At 38.7% G+C, this 15749-nt stretch carries 14 protein-coding genes and 1 pseudogene; 7 read left to right on the top strand and 8 right to left on the bottom strand.

What is annotated here, in order from left to right:
- The 4 genes from tuf to GAB14E_RS18095 form a co-directional block, all read left to right on the top strand.
- Positions 1–1065, top strand: a 1065-nt coding sequence (tuf, locus tag GAB14E_RS18080; protein WP_033081051.1) for an elongation factor Tu, incomplete at its 5' end; no start/stop codon positions are given.
- 317 nt (positions 1066–1382) lie between these two features.
- Entirely contained in the window at positions 1383–2360 is a 978-nt protein-coding gene (gene epmA / locus GAB14E_RS18085; protein WP_033081050.1) for an elongation factor P--(R)-beta-lysine ligase, read from the top strand.
- A gap of 207 nt (positions 2361–2567) precedes the next feature.
- Positions 2568–3011 (top strand): hypothetical protein, encoded by a 444-nt coding sequence (locus tag GAB14E_RS18090; protein WP_033081049.1) that lies wholly within the window; start codon positions 2568–2570, stop codon positions 3009–3011.
- A gap of 1 nt (position 3012) precedes the next feature.
- On the top strand, positions 3013–3459 hold the full coding sequence (locus GAB14E_RS18095; RefSeq protein WP_033081048.1) for a hypothetical protein: 447 nt from the start codon (positions 3013–3015) through the stop codon (positions 3457–3459).
- 697 nt (positions 3460–4156) lie between these two features.
- Here the strand turns inward: GAB14E_RS18095 and GAB14E_RS24710 are convergent.
- Positions 4157–4303: pseudogene (locus GAB14E_RS24710) on the bottom strand (phosphoadenosine phosphosulfate reductase); the annotation flags it as partial.
- Between the two features lie 268 nt (positions 4304–4571).
- On the opposite strand from GAB14E_RS24710, the gene GAB14E_RS18100 reads away from it, so the two are divergent.
- Entirely contained in the window at positions 4572–5546 is a 975-nt protein-coding gene (locus GAB14E_RS18100) for a transposase (RefSeq protein WP_033081047.1), read from the top strand.
- A 575-nt stretch (positions 5547–6121) separates the two neighbouring features.
- Positions 6122–7030 (top strand): hypothetical protein, encoded by a 909-nt coding sequence (locus GAB14E_RS18105; RefSeq protein ID WP_033081046.1) that lies wholly within the window; start codon positions 6122–6124, stop codon positions 7028–7030.
- Positions 7031–7443: 413 nt separating this feature from the next.
- Here the strand turns inward: GAB14E_RS18105 and GAB14E_RS18110 are convergent, their stop codons facing one another.
- From GAB14E_RS18110 to GAB14E_RS18120, 3 genes are read right to left on the bottom strand one after another with little or no spacing between them, the layout of a single operon-like run.
- Entirely contained in the window at positions 7444–8205 is a 762-nt protein-coding gene (locus GAB14E_RS18110; RefSeq protein ID WP_033081045.1) for a phosphoadenylyl-sulfate reductase, read from the bottom strand.
- On the bottom strand, positions 8198–9952 hold the full coding sequence (gene cysI, locus GAB14E_RS18115; protein ID WP_033081044.1) for an assimilatory sulfite reductase (NADPH) hemoprotein subunit: 1755 nt from the start codon (positions 9950–9952) through the stop codon (positions 8198–8200). Before cysI ends, GAB14E_RS18110 begins: the two co-directional genes overlap by 8 nt.
- Positions 9952–11796, bottom strand: coding sequence for an assimilatory sulfite reductase (NADPH) flavoprotein subunit (locus GAB14E_RS18120; protein ID WP_033081043.1), 1845 nt, complete (start codon positions 11794–11796; stop codon positions 9952–9954). Before GAB14E_RS18120 ends, cysI begins: the two co-directional genes overlap by 1 nt.
- Before the next feature lie 149 nt (positions 11797–11945).
- Here GAB14E_RS18120 and GAB14E_RS18125 point away from each other — a divergent pair, with 149 nt between their 5' ends.
- Complete coding sequence (locus GAB14E_RS18125) at positions 11946–12602, top strand: lytic transglycosylase domain-containing protein (protein WP_033081042.1); 657 nt, start codon at positions 11946–11948, stop codon at positions 12600–12602.
- A 102-nt stretch (positions 12603–12704) separates the two neighbouring features.
- Here the strand turns inward: GAB14E_RS18125 and GAB14E_RS18130 are convergent, their stop codons facing one another.
- From GAB14E_RS18130 to GAB14E_RS18145, 4 genes are all read right to left on the bottom strand, one after another.
- Positions 12705–13247: a PEP-CTERM sorting domain-containing protein gene (locus GAB14E_RS18130; RefSeq protein WP_033081041.1), complete on the bottom strand. Its 543-nt coding sequence runs from the start codon at positions 13245–13247 to the stop codon at positions 12705–12707.
- A 248-nt stretch (positions 13248–13495) separates the two neighbouring features.
- The gene (locus GAB14E_RS18135; protein ID WP_033081040.1) at positions 13496–14251 is read right to left on the bottom strand and encodes a TIGR04219 family outer membrane beta-barrel protein; all 756 of its coding nucleotides are present in this window, start codon (positions 14249–14251) and stop codon (positions 13496–13498) included.
- A gap of 4 nt (positions 14252–14255) precedes the next feature.
- Positions 14256–15251, bottom strand: a complete 996-nt coding sequence (locus GAB14E_RS18140; RefSeq protein ID WP_033081039.1) for a DUF2333 family protein — start codon at positions 15249–15251, stop codon at positions 14256–14258.
- A 34-nt stretch (positions 15252–15285) separates the two neighbouring features.
- Complete coding sequence (locus GAB14E_RS18145; RefSeq protein WP_052093475.1) at positions 15286–15729, bottom strand: copper chaperone PCu(A)C; 444 nt, start codon at positions 15727–15729, stop codon at positions 15286–15288.
- Positions 15730–15749 lie beyond the last annotated feature (20 nt).

Genomic DNA, 15749 nt, shown 5'->3' with positions numbered 1-15749 from the left:
GGTGGTGAAGTTAAAGATTTCGCACAAATCGATAACGCTCCTGAAGAACGTGAACGTGGTATTACAATCAATACTTCTCACATCGAGTACGATACTGAATCACGTCACTACGCTCACGTAGATTGTCCTGGCCATGCTGATTACATCAAAAACATGATCACTGGTGCTGCACAAATGGATGGCGCTATCTTAGTAGTTGCTGCTACAGATGGTCCTATGCCACAAACACGTGAGCATATCTTACTTTCTCGTCAAGTTGGTGTTCCTTACATCATCGTGTTCATGAACAAATGTGACATGGTAGATGACGAAGAGTTATTAGAATTAGTAGAAATGGAAGTTCGTGAACTTCTTTCTGAATATGATTTCCCAGGTGATGACTTACCAGTTATCCAAGGTTCAGCTTTAGGCGCACTTAACGGTGAAGAAAAATGGGAAGCGAAAGTTATTGAACTTGCTGATCATTTAGATACTTACATCCCAGAGCCAGAGCGTGCTATTGATGGTGCATTCATCATGCCTATCGAAGATGTATTTTCAATCTCAGGCCGTGGTACTGTTGTAACTGGTCGTGTTGAACGTGGTATCATCAAAGTTGGTGAAGAAGTAGAAGTTGTTGGTATCCGTGATACACAAAAATCAACTTGTACAGGTGTTGAAATGTTCCGTAAGCTTCTTGACGAAGGTCGTGCTGGCGAGAACTGTGGTGTTCTTCTACGTGGTCTTAAGCGTGAAGATGTTGAACGTGGTCAAGTACTATGTGCTCCTGGTTCAATCTTACCTCACACTAAATTCGAATCAGAAGTATACGTACTTTCTAAAGATGAAGGTGGTCGTCATACTCCATTCTTTAAAGGATACCGTCCACAGTTTTACTTCCGTACAACAGATATCACAGGTGCTGTAGAGCTTCCTGAAGGTGTTGAAATGGTAATGCCTGGCGACAACCTTAAGTTTGTTGTTGAGCTAATCAACCCAGTAGCGATGGACGAAGGTTTACGCTTCGCTATCCGTGAAGGTGGTCGTACTGTTGGTGCTGGTGTTGTTTCTAAGATTATGGATTAATTTGTAGTTTTTCTTAGGATTAACCGCGTTGTAGGTACTCATTGACTCACGTCAACTCCGTGCCTACCGCCTTGTTAGTCCGTTGAATAACAACAAATCCATATTAGAAATAATATTGAATAAAGAAGGTCGCTAACGCGACCTTTTTTGTGCCTGGAATTTGAGAAAGTTATAAATGAATTAATGAGTGATTTTATTGATAAGTTCTCAATAGGCATTAAAATATCAAACGTCATTTCCGAGGTTCTTTATCGGAAATCCATTGTCTGGGCTTTCCAGTCTTTAAATTTACTACTAGAGAATACGCAGGAATTAACATGACTTGGCAAAGTACGCTAACTTGGCAGAACGCTCAAAAAAGAGCAAAAATATTACAGAAAATTAGACAGTTTTTTGCTGAGCGCAATGTCGTTGAAGTGGAAACACCTGCCTTATCACAAAGCACAGTGACAGATGTTTACTTAGATGCTATCTCTTGTAAATATGATTTTTTAGCTGATAGCCCTGCGGATCACTCAACCGAGTTGTTTCTACAAACCTCACCAGAATTTCATATGAAGCGTTTATTGGCTTCAGGTTACGGCTGTATTTATTCCATTGCAAAAGCATTTCGTCACGAAGAGGCGGGTCGCTTTCATAATCCTGAGTTCACGATGCTTGAATGGTATCGTATTGGTTTTGATCAGTTTGACTTGATGTCTGAGGTGGCCGAGTTGCTACAAGTCGTTTTAGGTGGAAATAAGGCGTTATTTTCAAGTTACCAAGATATCTTCATGCAAAAAGTCTCTATTGACCCATTAACAGCAAGTTTTTCTGAGCTCGCTGAGGTATTAAATAAGTACGATAAAAGTGCGGACTGGTTAATTGACATGAATGATGCTGATTTGTTGCTGCAATTCATTTTTACTGAAATTATTGAACCAACCATTGGTCTTGATCAGCCGCAATTTATCTATGACTTTCCGATAGCACAAGCATCACTGGCTAAAAGATCAACTGATGATCCTCGGGTAGCACAACGATTTGAATGTTATTACCGTGGTATTGAGTTAGTGAATGGCTTTAATGAATTAACTGATGCTAATGAACAGCAAGTTAGATTCGAAGAAGATAATGCTAAAAGAGCAGTTCAAGGTTTGCCAGTTAAATCCATAGATAAAAACTTTATTGATGCGTTAACGCATGGACTACCTCAATGCTCAGGCGTTGCTTTGGGAATTGATAGACTGGTGATGCTAGCGATTGATGTCAAAAATATAAGTGAAGTGCAGAGTTTCTCGATAGAGCGAGCTTAATGGTAAATAATACAGAACCAAGATGCGGCCTTGTTGAGCTTACTCTAGCTCTTTGTAAGACAGTTTTCTGTATATTAGGAACATTACCATTTTATTTTTAATACCTTGATATTTAGAACTATTAAGGTAGGTTATAGGTTATCAACGTAAAGTGTAATTACTGATAGACCTACATAGTACACTGTTGGCATCAAGCAAGGAGTTCAGATGTGCCCAAATAACTTATCAGAGCAACCACCAGAAGAGGTCATTAGTCATGAACCTTTATATGTAAAAGGTGGAGTTGAAGGTGAGCCAGTAAAATATTTAGCTGTAAAACCATATGAACTCGATAAATATGAATTTAGTGTTCTAAAAAAGAAATTTGAAAACAAATCAATGTACTTTAATGCCTCTATTGGTGCTACAGCGGGTTTCATTATTCTTTTATTAGCAAAAATGATTCAGTTAGCAATTAACCAGCAACCTTTTGAGTTTGAATTATATGAACTCATTGTCATATTTGTAGGTGCTTTGACATCCTGGTTGTTACGAGAACCGAAAATAACGGAAGATGAAACAGAGCAATTGAATCTAGTCAAGGACGTAGACGACTGGTTTTCTCGAAATCCAAATAGAAATATCCATGTAACCCCTAAGAGAGGGAAGTAATATGAAAATAGATTCACTTCCTACGCAGTTTAAACCTTATAAAGTAGTTGAAATTGCTAGAAACAAACTAACGGATGGTATTGCTTTAATTTCCGTTAATGATTTTGTCCCGTTTATTATAGGGAATAGCGAGCAGCCTGAAGTATGGATAAATATACCATCAGATCCCAAAGGGCTAGAATGGCAACCACTGGTTAGGAAAAATAGATCTTTGCACGATTCAGTTACTGTAAATGTGTCAAAATCATTAGTTACAGTTAATACACCTGATGGAGTAGTTCTAGAAGTAAAGGCAAGTTCAAAGTCTAAAGCGGAGATAACTAAATTAAATCTACGTCCATTTGGTTTAAATGTATTTCTAGAAGATGGTTCATTTTGTGTCATGGGAACCAAAATGTCAGGAAATTCAATTATTGGTGCAAAAGTGATGATTGGTATAGGTGCATAATTGTTTAATTAGCTACGTAAACGGAAAAATAAATGGGAATTTGAGTAAATTAATTAATTAGTCGCGGTGGCGACGACACCCAAAGGGAGGCTGACGCCGACCTCCCTCTGGACTCCCTCGGCGCTGCTAACAAACGTATTCTTCAATTCACTCAAGTGTTTCGACGTATCAGCGCTGATGGCACATCCATGTGCCGACAGCGCTTTGTTCATCATCCATGATGAACATACGTGAACACATTCATTCATTTCAGTGTTTGTTCAAGCAGATTTGGTACTTGTTTCATCTATGGTCATATCTGACAGTCAAAAGCTCTTTGCTTGTTATTACACTTTGCTGTTACCAAACACTCCAAATCCCTTCTCAGCAATTCAAGCTCCAACTAGCAAAGGTAGACCTCGACCCGAGACAGGACGTCGAGGGCTGCCGTTGTTCATGGACGATAAATCGGCAGGAATCGTGGTTTACGCTAGTTGTTGATTGAATGTTATGCTGAGTAGGGCGTCGCAGGGGTTCCAAGGGGAGGCGCGGCGGTACGTCGCCCCTTGGGTGTGGTCGCCACTGCGACGCCAAGCAGAGAAACAAAGCTCCAAGCTTATAAATTAATCACCAGAAATTTCAGGCACAAAAAAAGCTAAAAGAGTTTTATCTTTTAGCTTTTATGACTATCTAATTATTTACTATATGTGAGTAAAAATTAAATCCCATCACCATCAGTATGCAAACCACACTCTCGTTGGCTACCACCAAAACGAGTATCTTCTTCTGTCATACCTAACGTTAGTGGGCGAGTACTGTGTACATCACCAACTGAAACATAACCTTCGTCCCAAAGTGGATGATACTAAAAAATAGCAGATAAAAAATAGCAGACACCCTTCTCAATAAAAAATAGCAGACACCCTTCTCAATAAGACATAAAATAGCAGACACCCTTCTCTAGAATAAAATAGCAAATAAAATAGCAGACACCCTTCTCAATGGAAATAAATAGTCACCTCAACTATGCTTATTTAATCAGAACAGAAAATAGCAGACACCCTTCTCAATTGAAATAAATAGTCACCTCAACTATGCTTATTTAATCAGCAAATATACTAGTGGAGGTTACTATGGCAACGGCAAGAAAACAGCAAGTCAGTTTAATTGATACGCCTTATTATCACTGTATTTCCCGTTGTGTTCGCCGTGCTTTTTTATGTGGCGAAGATAAAGTCACAGGACAAAGCTTTGAGCATAGGCGAGGTTGGGTTGAAGAAAAATTATTAGCGTTAAGCCAAACGTTTGCTATTGAGGTATGTGCTTATGCGGTAATGAGTAATCATACCCATATTGTGTTGTGTGTTGATGTTGAACAAGCCAAAAAATGGTCACTGCATGAAGTCGTCACCCGTTGGCATCAATTATTTAAAGGAACACTCATTACCCAACAATATCTACGTGGCGATAAACTGATTAAATCTCTACAACAAATATTGGAAGAAACTGCACAAGTGTATCGAGCACGGTTAACCGACATTAGTTGGCTTATGCGCATTCTAAATGAAAGCATTGCCATACAAGCCAATAAAGAAGATAAATGCACAGGGAGGTTCTGGGAAGGCCGTTTTAAATCTCAAGCCTTATTAGATGAAGCCGCCGTTATTGCTTGCATGGCGTATGTTGATTTAAATCCAATAAGAGCCAAAATAGCAGAAACCCCTGAGAGCTCAAATCACACCAGTATTCAACAGCGTATAAGAGCCGCTAAAAAAGAAAAACAACCCACGTTACTTTGCCCCTTTGTCGGTAACCCCCGACAAAATTTGCCTAAAGGCTTAGCGTTTGAGCTAAAAGATTATATTGAGCTGGTAGACTTAACCGGTCGTTGCATTAGAGAAGATAAACGAGGTTATATTGACAGTAACCTACCCAACATATTAACGCGATTAAACATCAGTGCAGAAAACTGGTTAATATTAACGACACAATTTAGAAAGGTATTTCATGGCGCGGTAGGCAACCCTGAAGCCTTAACTGAATTTTGCAAACATCAACACCTTAAAAAACGTGCCGCTGTATCTGTTTGTCACAAGCTATTCGCTTAGCGACCACTTCATAACAAATTTATCCTGTTAATTGAGTATTAAAGCTTAAACACGCCTGAAATTAACCAAAATTACTAATTCTTATAACGACCCAATCATTCATTTTATTTTACCTAAAAAAGCCAAGTGTAAGGTAGATTTACTGATTAAAAAATAACGGGCTTGTGATAACCTATGGTGATTATTTAGAGAGGGTGTATTCTATTTTTTTATATTTCTCTAATTAAGCCTAATATTTTTTGTGTTTTTATATTTTTAAGTTTGAGAAAAGTTATTGGATGTCCCTAAGTTTTCTAAGTTTTTCTCTTTGTAATACCTTCAGTAAAACAAATCCAGTTATATAGTTAGTAAAAGTAATTAGTAATAGTTGGTTGAGTTGCTAGGTTGCTGTAACCTTACGATTCAATTAGGAATTAATTTGTAAACGCACTTTCACGAACATTCATGGCGTTTACTGAATATAATAAGTTGTTAGCTGAATAGCAGTGGTCTATATTAATAAAGTTTTATGGTTGGATTTGTTAATTTTATATTATTTCTGCGTACAGACAGTAATTTATTGGAGAAAGGACATTATGAGTAAGACTGCACAAACCAGGTTAGATGATACTTTCAAATACCTTGAAAAGATTCAGGGAATTTCAAAAACTCATTTGAGTGAGTTAAAAATTAAATACCAGAAGGACGCAACTGTTTCGGCACTCATTAGTATTGACGGAAGTTGGACGCGTGGCGATAATCAGAAAAATAAGCGTCATGCCGGACGAGCATTATTTTTGTGCATGAATTGGTACGGTGCGGCCAACAAAATATCTGATGCCAAGAGTTATTATAAGAATAAAACTGAAAATGAGATTGTTGAAGCTGTTAAAAGTTTTTTCCCACTACAAGGCAAAACTAAGCAAGATGTGGTGCTAGCTGCAAAAACTGGTATAATTAAGCCAAATGCGGGCCCCAATTCTTCATTTAATGATAATAACTTTTATAAAGTCTCTCGCGCCGAAATTCTTGCTGGGCGGCAAAAATTTTCTCTGGCGTGTTATGAAAGTGTTACGTTTTGGATGTATACCTCTGGTCTTGTGTCATTACGATGGCTTAAAAAGTTTGGTACGCAACCACAGGGTAAAGCTGTGCCTAGTAGCGTATGGAGGTTTGGCCCAGTAAAGGTTGCCTCTGCTACTGATGCTAGTAGAATTCCAGCTGGAAATGTTATTCGTTATTTCCGTCCGCCGTTAGGTCTACATTATGTTATATCTATTGGTAGTGGTAAGTGCATTGGAAATCATAATTCAACCGATATGACCAATCCCAAAGTGTGGTTGAGTCAATATGGTGGAAGACCTACTGGACATACCAGTGAATTTCAAATAGCAGGTTATTTAGCCACGATGCAAGATCAGTTTAATAAACAAGTTAAACGTAAGCCCAGGACGGACGAGATTTATTTGATTCACGGAAGTATTGAACCAGTGAACAAATTTTAGTTTCATTATTTCTATTTTTTGCTGGTTGCGCTCGGGCACATTTTTCAATCGCTGCGCTCAATCAAAATATACCGGTGAAACGCAATCATTATGTGAATTCAGCAAATGAATAAGTATAGACTGATTGTGACACCACTTTTTGAGCTGTATAAGTTACGACGAGAAACGATTGACAAAGAGTTTGATTTTTTGCCTGGGACAGAGATGATAGGAAATCTAGGTTCATTTGCCGCCCATAATAGTGAAGCCAGATAAATATACTGTCACTATCGTGCCACATTCTAGGGCGCCAAATTGGGGGGTAGGAGGTCAAGTATTTAGAGATGGGTGTCTTATATTTTACAAAAAAAGCTAAAAGATGAATATCTTTTAGCTTTTTTTAATCAGTAACAATGATCACAGAGTTAGTGATATTAAATACCATCACCATCAGTATGCAAACCACACTCACGTTGACCAGCACCAAAACGTGTTTCTTCTTCAGTCATACCTAAAGTCAGTGGTCTAGTACTGTGCACATCACCAACTGATACATAACCTTCATCCCAAAGTGGGTGATACGGCAAGTTATGTTTAGTTAAGTACTCATGTACTTCTTTATTAGTCCAATCAATGATTGGATGTACTTTATAACGGCCACGAAGCGTACTGACAACACCTAAACTTTCTCGGTGAGCTGATTGCTGACGACGCACCCCAGAAAACCAAGTACTTGCACCCAATTCAGATAATCCACGCTCTAGTGGTTCAACTTTATTACGGCGGTTATAGGCTTTAAGTGTATCGTCACTTGTCGCCCATTCTTCTCCGTATTTTGCTTGTTGCCATGCCGCGCTTTCTTTGGCTTGATAAACATGTAAATTTAAGTCTAAGCGCTCAGTTAACTGTTCAATAAATTGATATGTTTCTGGAAACAAATGACCGGTGTCAGTTATTAACACAGGAATGTTGCTATTTACTTGGGTTAGCAAGTGCAACATTACGGCAGACTGAATACCAAAACTAGACGATAAAACAAACTTGCCTGGCAAGTTTTCCATCGCCCACTCTGCACGAGCTATTGCTGCTTGTTTTTCCAGAGATTGATTCCACTCACCTAACAAAGGGTTAGGAAAAGCGAGTTCAAATGAGCTGTTAAGCTCTTTCTCTGCAACGTCTGTCGCGGTATTAGGCATGATGGAAATCCTTGAAGCTAATAACAACTTTATCTACGATGCCAGCACGAACAACAAAATCCCCAAAGGCTTCATTGTCATTACGTTCGGCAGACCAGCGAGCACTTAAGGTATCAATCTCACTTAATACGCCAGCTTCATCAACATTTTCTTTATATAATTTTGGTACACGAGAGCCTGCAACATCACTGCCAAGGTACATGTTGTATTTACCTGGACCTTTACCCACTAGGCCTATTTCAGCAAGCATGGCACGGCCACAGCCGTTTGGACAGCCGGTAACACGTAAGATGATACTTTCATCTTTCAAGCCATTTTTCTCTAAAATGGTCTCAACGTCGTCTACTAACGTTGGTAAATAACGCTCTGCTTCAGCCATAGCCAATGGACAAGTTGGAAAAGCCACACAAGCCATAGAGTTTTTACGCTGGTTAGAAACACCGTCGTTTAATAAACCATGCTCACGAGCAAGTTGCTCAATGGCTGCTTTATCAGCTTCAGCTACACCAGCCACAATTAAATTTTGGTTAGCGGTTAAACGGAAGTCGCCTTGATGAATTTTGGCAATCTCACGCATACCAGTTTTTAATGTTTTTCCGGCAAGGTCTGATCGTTGTGAATCAAGAATACGACCATTCTCAATAAACAAGGTTAAGTGGTGTTTACCATCAATACCGGCAACCCAACCAAAGCTATCGCCACGGTGAGTAAATTCATATGAACGTGATTCTGAAAATTCAACACCAGCACGTTTTTCAACTTCGGCTTTAAAAGTATCAACACCAACTCGGTCTAAAGTATATTTAGTTTTAGCATTTTTACGGTTAACACGATTACCCCAATCACGTTGAGTAGTTACCACTGCAGCAGCAACCGCTAAAGTATGTTCTTTTGGGATGAAACCGAAATCATCAGCACAACGTGGGTAGGTTGCATTATCGCCATGAGTCATGGCTAAACCGCCACCAACAAGTACGTTAAAACCGATTAATTCACCACCTTCGCTAATAGCAACAAAGTTTAAGTCGTTGGCATGCACATCGATATCGTTATTTGGTGGAATAACTACAGTTGTTTTAAATTTACGTGGTAAATAATTGCTACCTAAAATTGGCTCAATTTCATTAGCTTCAGTGGTTTCAACTTTTTCTTCATCTAACCAAATTTCGGCATAGGCACGAGTCTTTGGTAATAAATGTTCACTGAGCTTAGTTGCCCACTCATAGGCCTCTTGATGCAGCGTTGATTCAACTGGATTAGAAGTACAAAGTACGTTACGGTTTACATCACCTGCAGTAGCAATAGAGTCAAGACCGACACTGTTAAGTGTTTGGTGCATCAATTTAATATTTGGCTTCAATACTCCGTGAAACTGAAACGTTTGACGTGTGGTTAAGCGAATACTGCCGTATGAAGTGTAATCATCAGCAAACTTATCAATAGCCAACCATTGTGTTGGATTGATAATGCCGCCGGGTAAACGTGCTCTAAGCATGACATTATGTAATGGTTCAAGCTTTTGTTTTTGACGTTCGGCGCGGATATCACGATCATCTTGTTGATACATACCGTGAGTACGAATTAACTGCGAATTATCGCTACTGAAGCCACCAGTCATTCTGTCGGCAAGATCTGTTGTGATCGTACCACGAAGGTAGTCACTCTCTGCTTTCATGCGTTCATTATCGGCCTGTTTACCTTCAACAACCAATACTGGGTTTTCAACTTTAGTAAAATTGCTGCTCATTAGTAAACATCCTTCTGGTAACGCTTGTTTGATCGTAGTGATTTTAAATAGTCTTCAGCTTGTTCAGCGCTTAATTGTCCGTGCTCTTGAATTATCTCATTAAGAGTTTGATGAACATCTTTCGCCATACGATTTGCATCACCACAAATATATAGGTGAGCGCCACGTTCTAACCAAGCGAACACTTCGCTTGCTTGTTCTTTTAATCTGTCTTGCACATAGATTTTCTCAGCTTGATCACGAGAAAATGCTACGTCCATACGCGTTAATAAACCTGACTTTAAATAATTCTGCCATTCAGTTTGGTATAAGAAGTCTTGCGTGAAAGTTTGATCACCAAAGAACATCCAGTTGTCGCCACCAGCATCACGTGCTTCACGTTCTTGCATAAAGGCTCTAAATGGTGCAACACCAGTACCAGGTCCAATCATGATTACAGGAGTATCGTCTGATTGTGGTAAACGAAAGTTATCATTATGCTCAACAAATACACGTACTTTTTGACCTTCAGCTAAACGCTCGGCTAGAAAGCCTGAAGCACCGCCAGTACGCGTATCGCCATTGGCTTCATAACTGACCAAGCCAACGGTTAAATGTACTTCTTCTTCAACTTCAGCTTGAGCCGAAGCAATTGAATATAAACGTGGGGTTATTTTACGTAAGGCATCAACAAAAGTTTGTGCATCTATATCAGCCTTTGCCAAGCTAACAACATCAATAATTTGATGTTCACCTGCAAATTCACGTGCGGTGTTTTTATCACTAGCCACAGTAACTAATTTACTGTCTTTAGATACTTGTGCCCAAAACTCAATAAATGAAGGTGCTGTTTGAGTAATTTCTAATTGGCTAATTAGCGTTTCTTTTAGTGAAAGCTCTTGCACTTCACCTGAAACTTTAAGGTTAACCTTTTCATCGCCAGAGAAGTTTAATTCAGCAAGTAGTTTTGCTACCAATGCTTCATCATTTTCAAACCAAACACCTAAAGCGTCACCGACTTGATAAGTTAAACCAGATTCACCTAGATCAATTTCAATGTGACGAACATCTTTAGCTGAATCTCGGCCAGTGATTTTTTGACTTAGTGAGAACTCAGCGGACAATGGATTTTGCTTTGAATACTGGCTAGCTGCACCTGCCGTTGGTAAATCAATAACAGTTGCTAAAGTTGCATCCGCTTGAGTTAGTTCGTCTTTAAGTGATTCAACAATACTTAAGGTCCAGCTTTCACTGTCACTATCGTAATCAACATCACAGTCAACACGTGGGCTAACTTGTTTAGCACCTAACGCTTGTAAACGCTCATCAAAATCTTGACCTGTTTTACAGAAAAATTCATAGCTGCTGTCGCCTAAGGCTAAAACACTGTAGCTTAGGTTTGGTAATTTAGGTGCCTTCTTACCTAATAAGAATTCATGAAATTCAATGGCATCATCAGGTGGCTCGCCTTCACCATTAGTACTGGCTACAATTAATAGATGTGTTTCATTTTTTATTGCTTTAGCTTTATAGTCGGCAATATTTTTAAGCACAACATTGATACCTGCCGCTTTAGCGCTTTTTTGTAGCTGACCAGCAACACCTTTAGCATTACCGGTTTGTGATGCGTATAAAATAGTTAAGGTTTTGGCAGCAACGGCTGCGGCAACAGGAGCTGGTGCCAGCTGAGCATTTTGGCCTTGTTCGCTTTTTGCCGCTAAATAGCCACTTGCCCAGGCAAGTTGCAGTGATGAGTAATCAGCAACGCTTTGTTGTAGTGAGGCCAGTTGATTAGCATTTAAGGCACTACTATTGTTTGCTGAATTTGATGTATTTTGATTTAATAAGCGCTGCTCTGGCAACATAACTATTTTCACCCATGACAATTGATGAAGCAAGAATAGACAAATTACAGTCAGATCAAAAAGAATAGATAGCGATTTTTTATTCCAAAATGGAATATAGATAGTAGAAAGTTATTTAAAACTCTTAAATGTAAGGGAATAAAGGCGGCATGAAAATATTTGTATCTAGCAATTGGCAAAATATACTTAGCTTAAGTATAGGTATAATGCTGATGCTTACTGTTAGTGATAGTTATGCCTCGGATAAAAAATTAGCAAACATTTATACTTATAAATCATCTTCAGGGGTTATTTCTTTCTCTGATATTGAACCCCTTGATGTAGATTTCAGTCGCTATCGCTTTGATTGTTACGCTTGTAAAGTTGATTCATTAATTGACTGGCGCCGAGCAAAGCTTTACCTACACCCTTATAGAGATGATATAAATCAAGCTGCATTAATGTATGGTATTGATCCTGCCTTTGTTCGAGCTGTTATCCATGCCGAGTCTCACTTTAATCCACAAGCCGTATCAAAGCAGGGTGCCCAAGGGCTAATGCAATTAATGCCAGCTACTGCAAAAGAGTTAGGGGTTAAGAACTCTTTGAGTGCTGAGCAAAACATTAAAGGTGGTGTTAAGCATTTGGCTCGTTTACTCAGAAAATATAAAGGTGATAATGAATTAGCCTCAGCAGCTTATAATGCTGGCGAGGGTGCGGTTAAAAGGCATGGCGGTATTCCCCCTTATAAAGAAACACAAGTGTATGTAGAGCGAGTGGGTATTTTACATCAAAGGTACGGGCGCTTCTCTCATCTAAATAAATAATGTAGGTTACAACTCTTTGTCGAAGAAGTCGTATTTAGTTTGGATACTATAAAGCCGGAAGTATCAATGATACCTCCGGCTTTATAGTTAGTTAGCGTAGTGCTAATTAATGAGACGTTTACGTCGAGCTAAGCCTAGTACCCCTAAAGCAAACAAAGAGATTGTCATCGGCTCAGGAATGCTTGTTTGTGGTGGTGTCGCAGTGAATTCATCAACATGGCTAATGCGGTCAATAGTAAATTTTTTGCCATTAGGAACAATACCAGCAAGTGAAAAATCAATGACACCAAACGCCATATCACCAACATTTTTAAATAAAAAATGAGAGTTAACGCCCGTTTGACCTACACCAAACTTTAGCAAGAAATAGCCAGGGGTATTGATAAGTGCGGTGGAGTAGACATCAGCTTCATTAGTTACTAATGACCAGTCACTACCTGAAGAGTTATATTTTTCATCTAGCGTTATTGATTGGTCTTGTAATATATCTCGGACCCAGCTTAATTCGGCATTATCACCGCTATTAGCTAATGTTGTACTAGCAATAAATTCATCAACACCACCAAGGGTGCTAATTAGCGTGGCATTTGTGTTAGTAGAAACCATAAGAGACAGGGAAAAAACTAATAGTGCAGTAAACTTCATTAAATATCCTTTTTAATCATTATTACTGGCTAGTAAGCAAAAAACGATCCAGAACGTAAGGTTCAATGTTTACAATGAGTTATTTGGTTTCTGGGAGGTGGTGATAAGTTATTGTAAAGAAAACTGACATAGTTGCCATTTCAGTCTATCTTGATAACAAAGAAAGTAAAAAGCTGTGATTATTTATATAATCACGGCTTTTATATTAATAAATAAACCTGGTCATGCTCTAGTAAATAGGAGATAGCTTAGAAGTGAACAATGGCACCAGCAAAGAACCCGTCATAAGTTAAATCACTGTAAAAGTCATCTAAATCATTTAATTCCATCTTAACTGTGCGATAACCTAGGGTTACGTCAAAATCTACCGCTACGTTATCTAAAATGGCATAACTGACACCAATTTGAGCATCATAAACGGTTTGATCGTCATAACTAATAAAGTTTGCTTCAGCGAATACATTGAAACCTGTAAAAGGTAAACCAATGATAGTAGATAAATATGCCATAGGAATAATGCCGGAGACATCTAAATCACTTTGCAATTGAGTCATAGGTTCAATAACATTAATGCTTGCATCCAAATCTCGTGCAGTTAAGCCAAAATCAAAGGTTAACAAGTCGTTGTCAAAAACTTCATAATAAAGGGTGTAATCTACAAAACTAGCGTCTAGTGTAGTATCTAATGTTGATTCAGCGCTGTAAATAACGTCATTAAATTTAAAACTACTGGATATTTGAGTACCACCAACCGTATCAAGTGTTGTTGAGGCTATTTTTATATTAGGAATTAATGGAATAGGGTGTTCAAAAGCAACATAAAAACTGCCTTGATTTTCATCATCAAATTCAAAAACTGATTGATTATCTAAACCTTCACCAAAGCTACCGCTGGCTTCGTTAGCCCAGATTTGGCCACCTATATATAAACCTAATAAAGTATCGGCTTGGGCACTGCCACACATTAAAGCTGCTACGCTGGCAGCTAATAAAGTTTTTTTCATGTTGTTATCCTTTGGTTAAAAGTTCGTTCAAATCTATTAAAGCAGCATTAGCGCGAGAAATATAATTAGCCATAACAAGTGAGTGATTGGCCAGTAAACCAAAACCACTGCCATTTAATATCATTGGACTCCATAAAGATTCCTGACTGGCTTCTAGCTCACGAATAATTTGTTGTAAGCTAATTTTTGCATTTTTATTTTCTAAAACGCTATTAAAGTCTATTTCAATCGCTCTAAGTAACTGCAATAAAGCCCAGGTAGCGCCTCTGGCTTCATAGAAAATATCATCAAGCTTCCACCAGCTCGTTTTAAGTTGTAAGTAACTAACGCCAGCGCTTGATTGTTCAGCACGGTTATCACCAGCCAAATCAGTATTCACTTGTTCACGGCCGACACTTAAACTTAACCGGTGCGAGTAGCTGCCTAAACGTTTTTGAACTTCTTCTATATAAGCACGTAAGTTATCAGCACGGGCGTAAAATTGTGCCTTATTCGCACCATTACTACTAACGAGCGCACTACGGTATAAATAAAGTTGTTTGATCGCTTCACCATACTCAGATTCTGCACTGGGTACCGCCCAACTTTCACTATCAATATTAAAGCGCGGTTGCGCTTCTTTTAAATGTATATTTACTAAAGATTGCGACTGTGAACGACTAAAGTCTTTGCGCATCACTAAAGCCATGTCACGTACCATCTCTAATACCCCAAACTCCCAGGCAGGCATATTATCTAAGAATAATGACGGTGGCATAATGTCATTTGATAGATAACCACCTGGTTTATTTAATAACACTTCGCTGACTTTGATTAAAGCTGTTGTCGTGGTATATCCCACTACAGGAGCAACGTTTTCAGCTTTGGCGGCTTGGGTTACCTCTGCATGAATATTGATTGAGGCAGGTTCGCTACTCCAATAAACACCTACGCCGTATAAAAGAAAAAATATGCCGGTAAAAGTCCAGACAATAGTTTTTGTAGAGAACATTGTTTTCATAGCCACTCCAAGGATGAAATTGTTGATTATTGTACTATTTAAATCGACGAACAGGTAATTGAATATTAATTTTTGTGCCATTTGAGAAGTATAATGTTAACGGCATAATCTCTTTCTCAGTTATCGGCTTTTTTAATGCGAAAATCATCAGATGTAATCCTGAAGGTTGCAAGATAATTTTGCTATGAGGGTCAACAGTGATGTTATCTACTTGACGCATACGCATCATGCCACCCGTCATGCTGTGTTCATGAATCTCAATACGATCAGATAGCGAGCCACTGATCTTTTGTAAAGTGATTGCCTTATCACTAGAGTTGTTAATAGTCATAAAAGCGGCGGTGATGTCGCTGCCAGGTATGCTTGCTTTAATGTAACCATCTTCAACAGTAACTAAGTTTACCGCATAGGCATTATTGGTAATGCTAAGCAATAAAACGAAAAGGATAACGAATTTTCCATAGTGAATATTTTTCATTGTAACTATACATCCCTGCT

The sequence above is a fragment of the Colwellia psychrerythraea genome (assembly GCF_000764185.1).
In the GTDB taxonomy this organism is placed as follows: Bacteria; Pseudomonadota; Gammaproteobacteria; order Enterobacterales; family Alteromonadaceae; genus Colwellia; species Colwellia psychrerythraea_B.
This window is presented reverse-complemented; position numbering and strand designations above follow the sequence as displayed.

Coding starts and splice junctions, on each gene's coding strand:
- epmA (WP_033081050.1), top strand. CDS start 1,383: ATGACTTGGCAAAGTACGCTAACTTGGCAGAACGCTCAAAAAAGAGCA.
- GAB14E_RS18090 (WP_033081049.1), top strand. CDS start 2,568: ATGTGCCCAAATAACTTATCAGAGCAACCACCAGAAGAGGTCATTAGT.
- GAB14E_RS18095 (WP_033081048.1), top strand. CDS start 3,013: ATGAAAATAGATTCACTTCCTACGCAGTTTAAACCTTATAAAGTAGTT.
- GAB14E_RS18100 (WP_033081047.1), top strand. CDS start 4,572: ATGGCAACGGCAAGAAAACAGCAAGTCAGTTTAATTGATACGCCTTAT.
- GAB14E_RS18105 (WP_033081046.1), top strand. CDS start 6,122: ATGAGTAAGACTGCACAAACCAGGTTAGATGATACTTTCAAATACCTT.
- GAB14E_RS18110 (WP_033081045.1), bottom strand. CDS start 8,205: ATGCCTAATACCGCGACAGACGTTGCAGAGAAAGAGCTTAACAGCTCA.
- cysI (WP_033081044.1), bottom strand. CDS start 9,952: ATGAGCAGCAATTTTACTAAAGTTGAAAACCCAGTATTGGTTGTTGAA.
- GAB14E_RS18120 (WP_033081043.1), bottom strand. CDS start 11,796: ATGTTGCCAGAGCAGCGCTTATTAAATCAAAATACATCAAATTCAGCA.
- GAB14E_RS18125 (WP_033081042.1), top strand. CDS start 11,946: ATGAAAATATTTGTATCTAGCAATTGGCAAAATATACTTAGCTTAAGT.
- GAB14E_RS18130 (WP_033081041.1), bottom strand. CDS start 13,247: ATGAAGTTTACTGCACTATTAGTTTTTTCCCTGTCTCTTATGGTTTCT.
- GAB14E_RS18135 (WP_033081040.1), bottom strand. CDS start 14,251: ATGAAAAAAACTTTATTAGCTGCCAGCGTAGCAGCTTTAATGTGTGGC.
- GAB14E_RS18140 (WP_033081039.1), bottom strand. CDS start 15,251: ATGAAAACAATGTTCTCTACAAAAACTATTGTCTGGACTTTTACCGGC.
- GAB14E_RS18145 (WP_052093475.1), bottom strand. CDS start 15,729: ATGAAAAATATTCACTATGGAAAATTCGTTATCCTTTTCGTTTTATTG.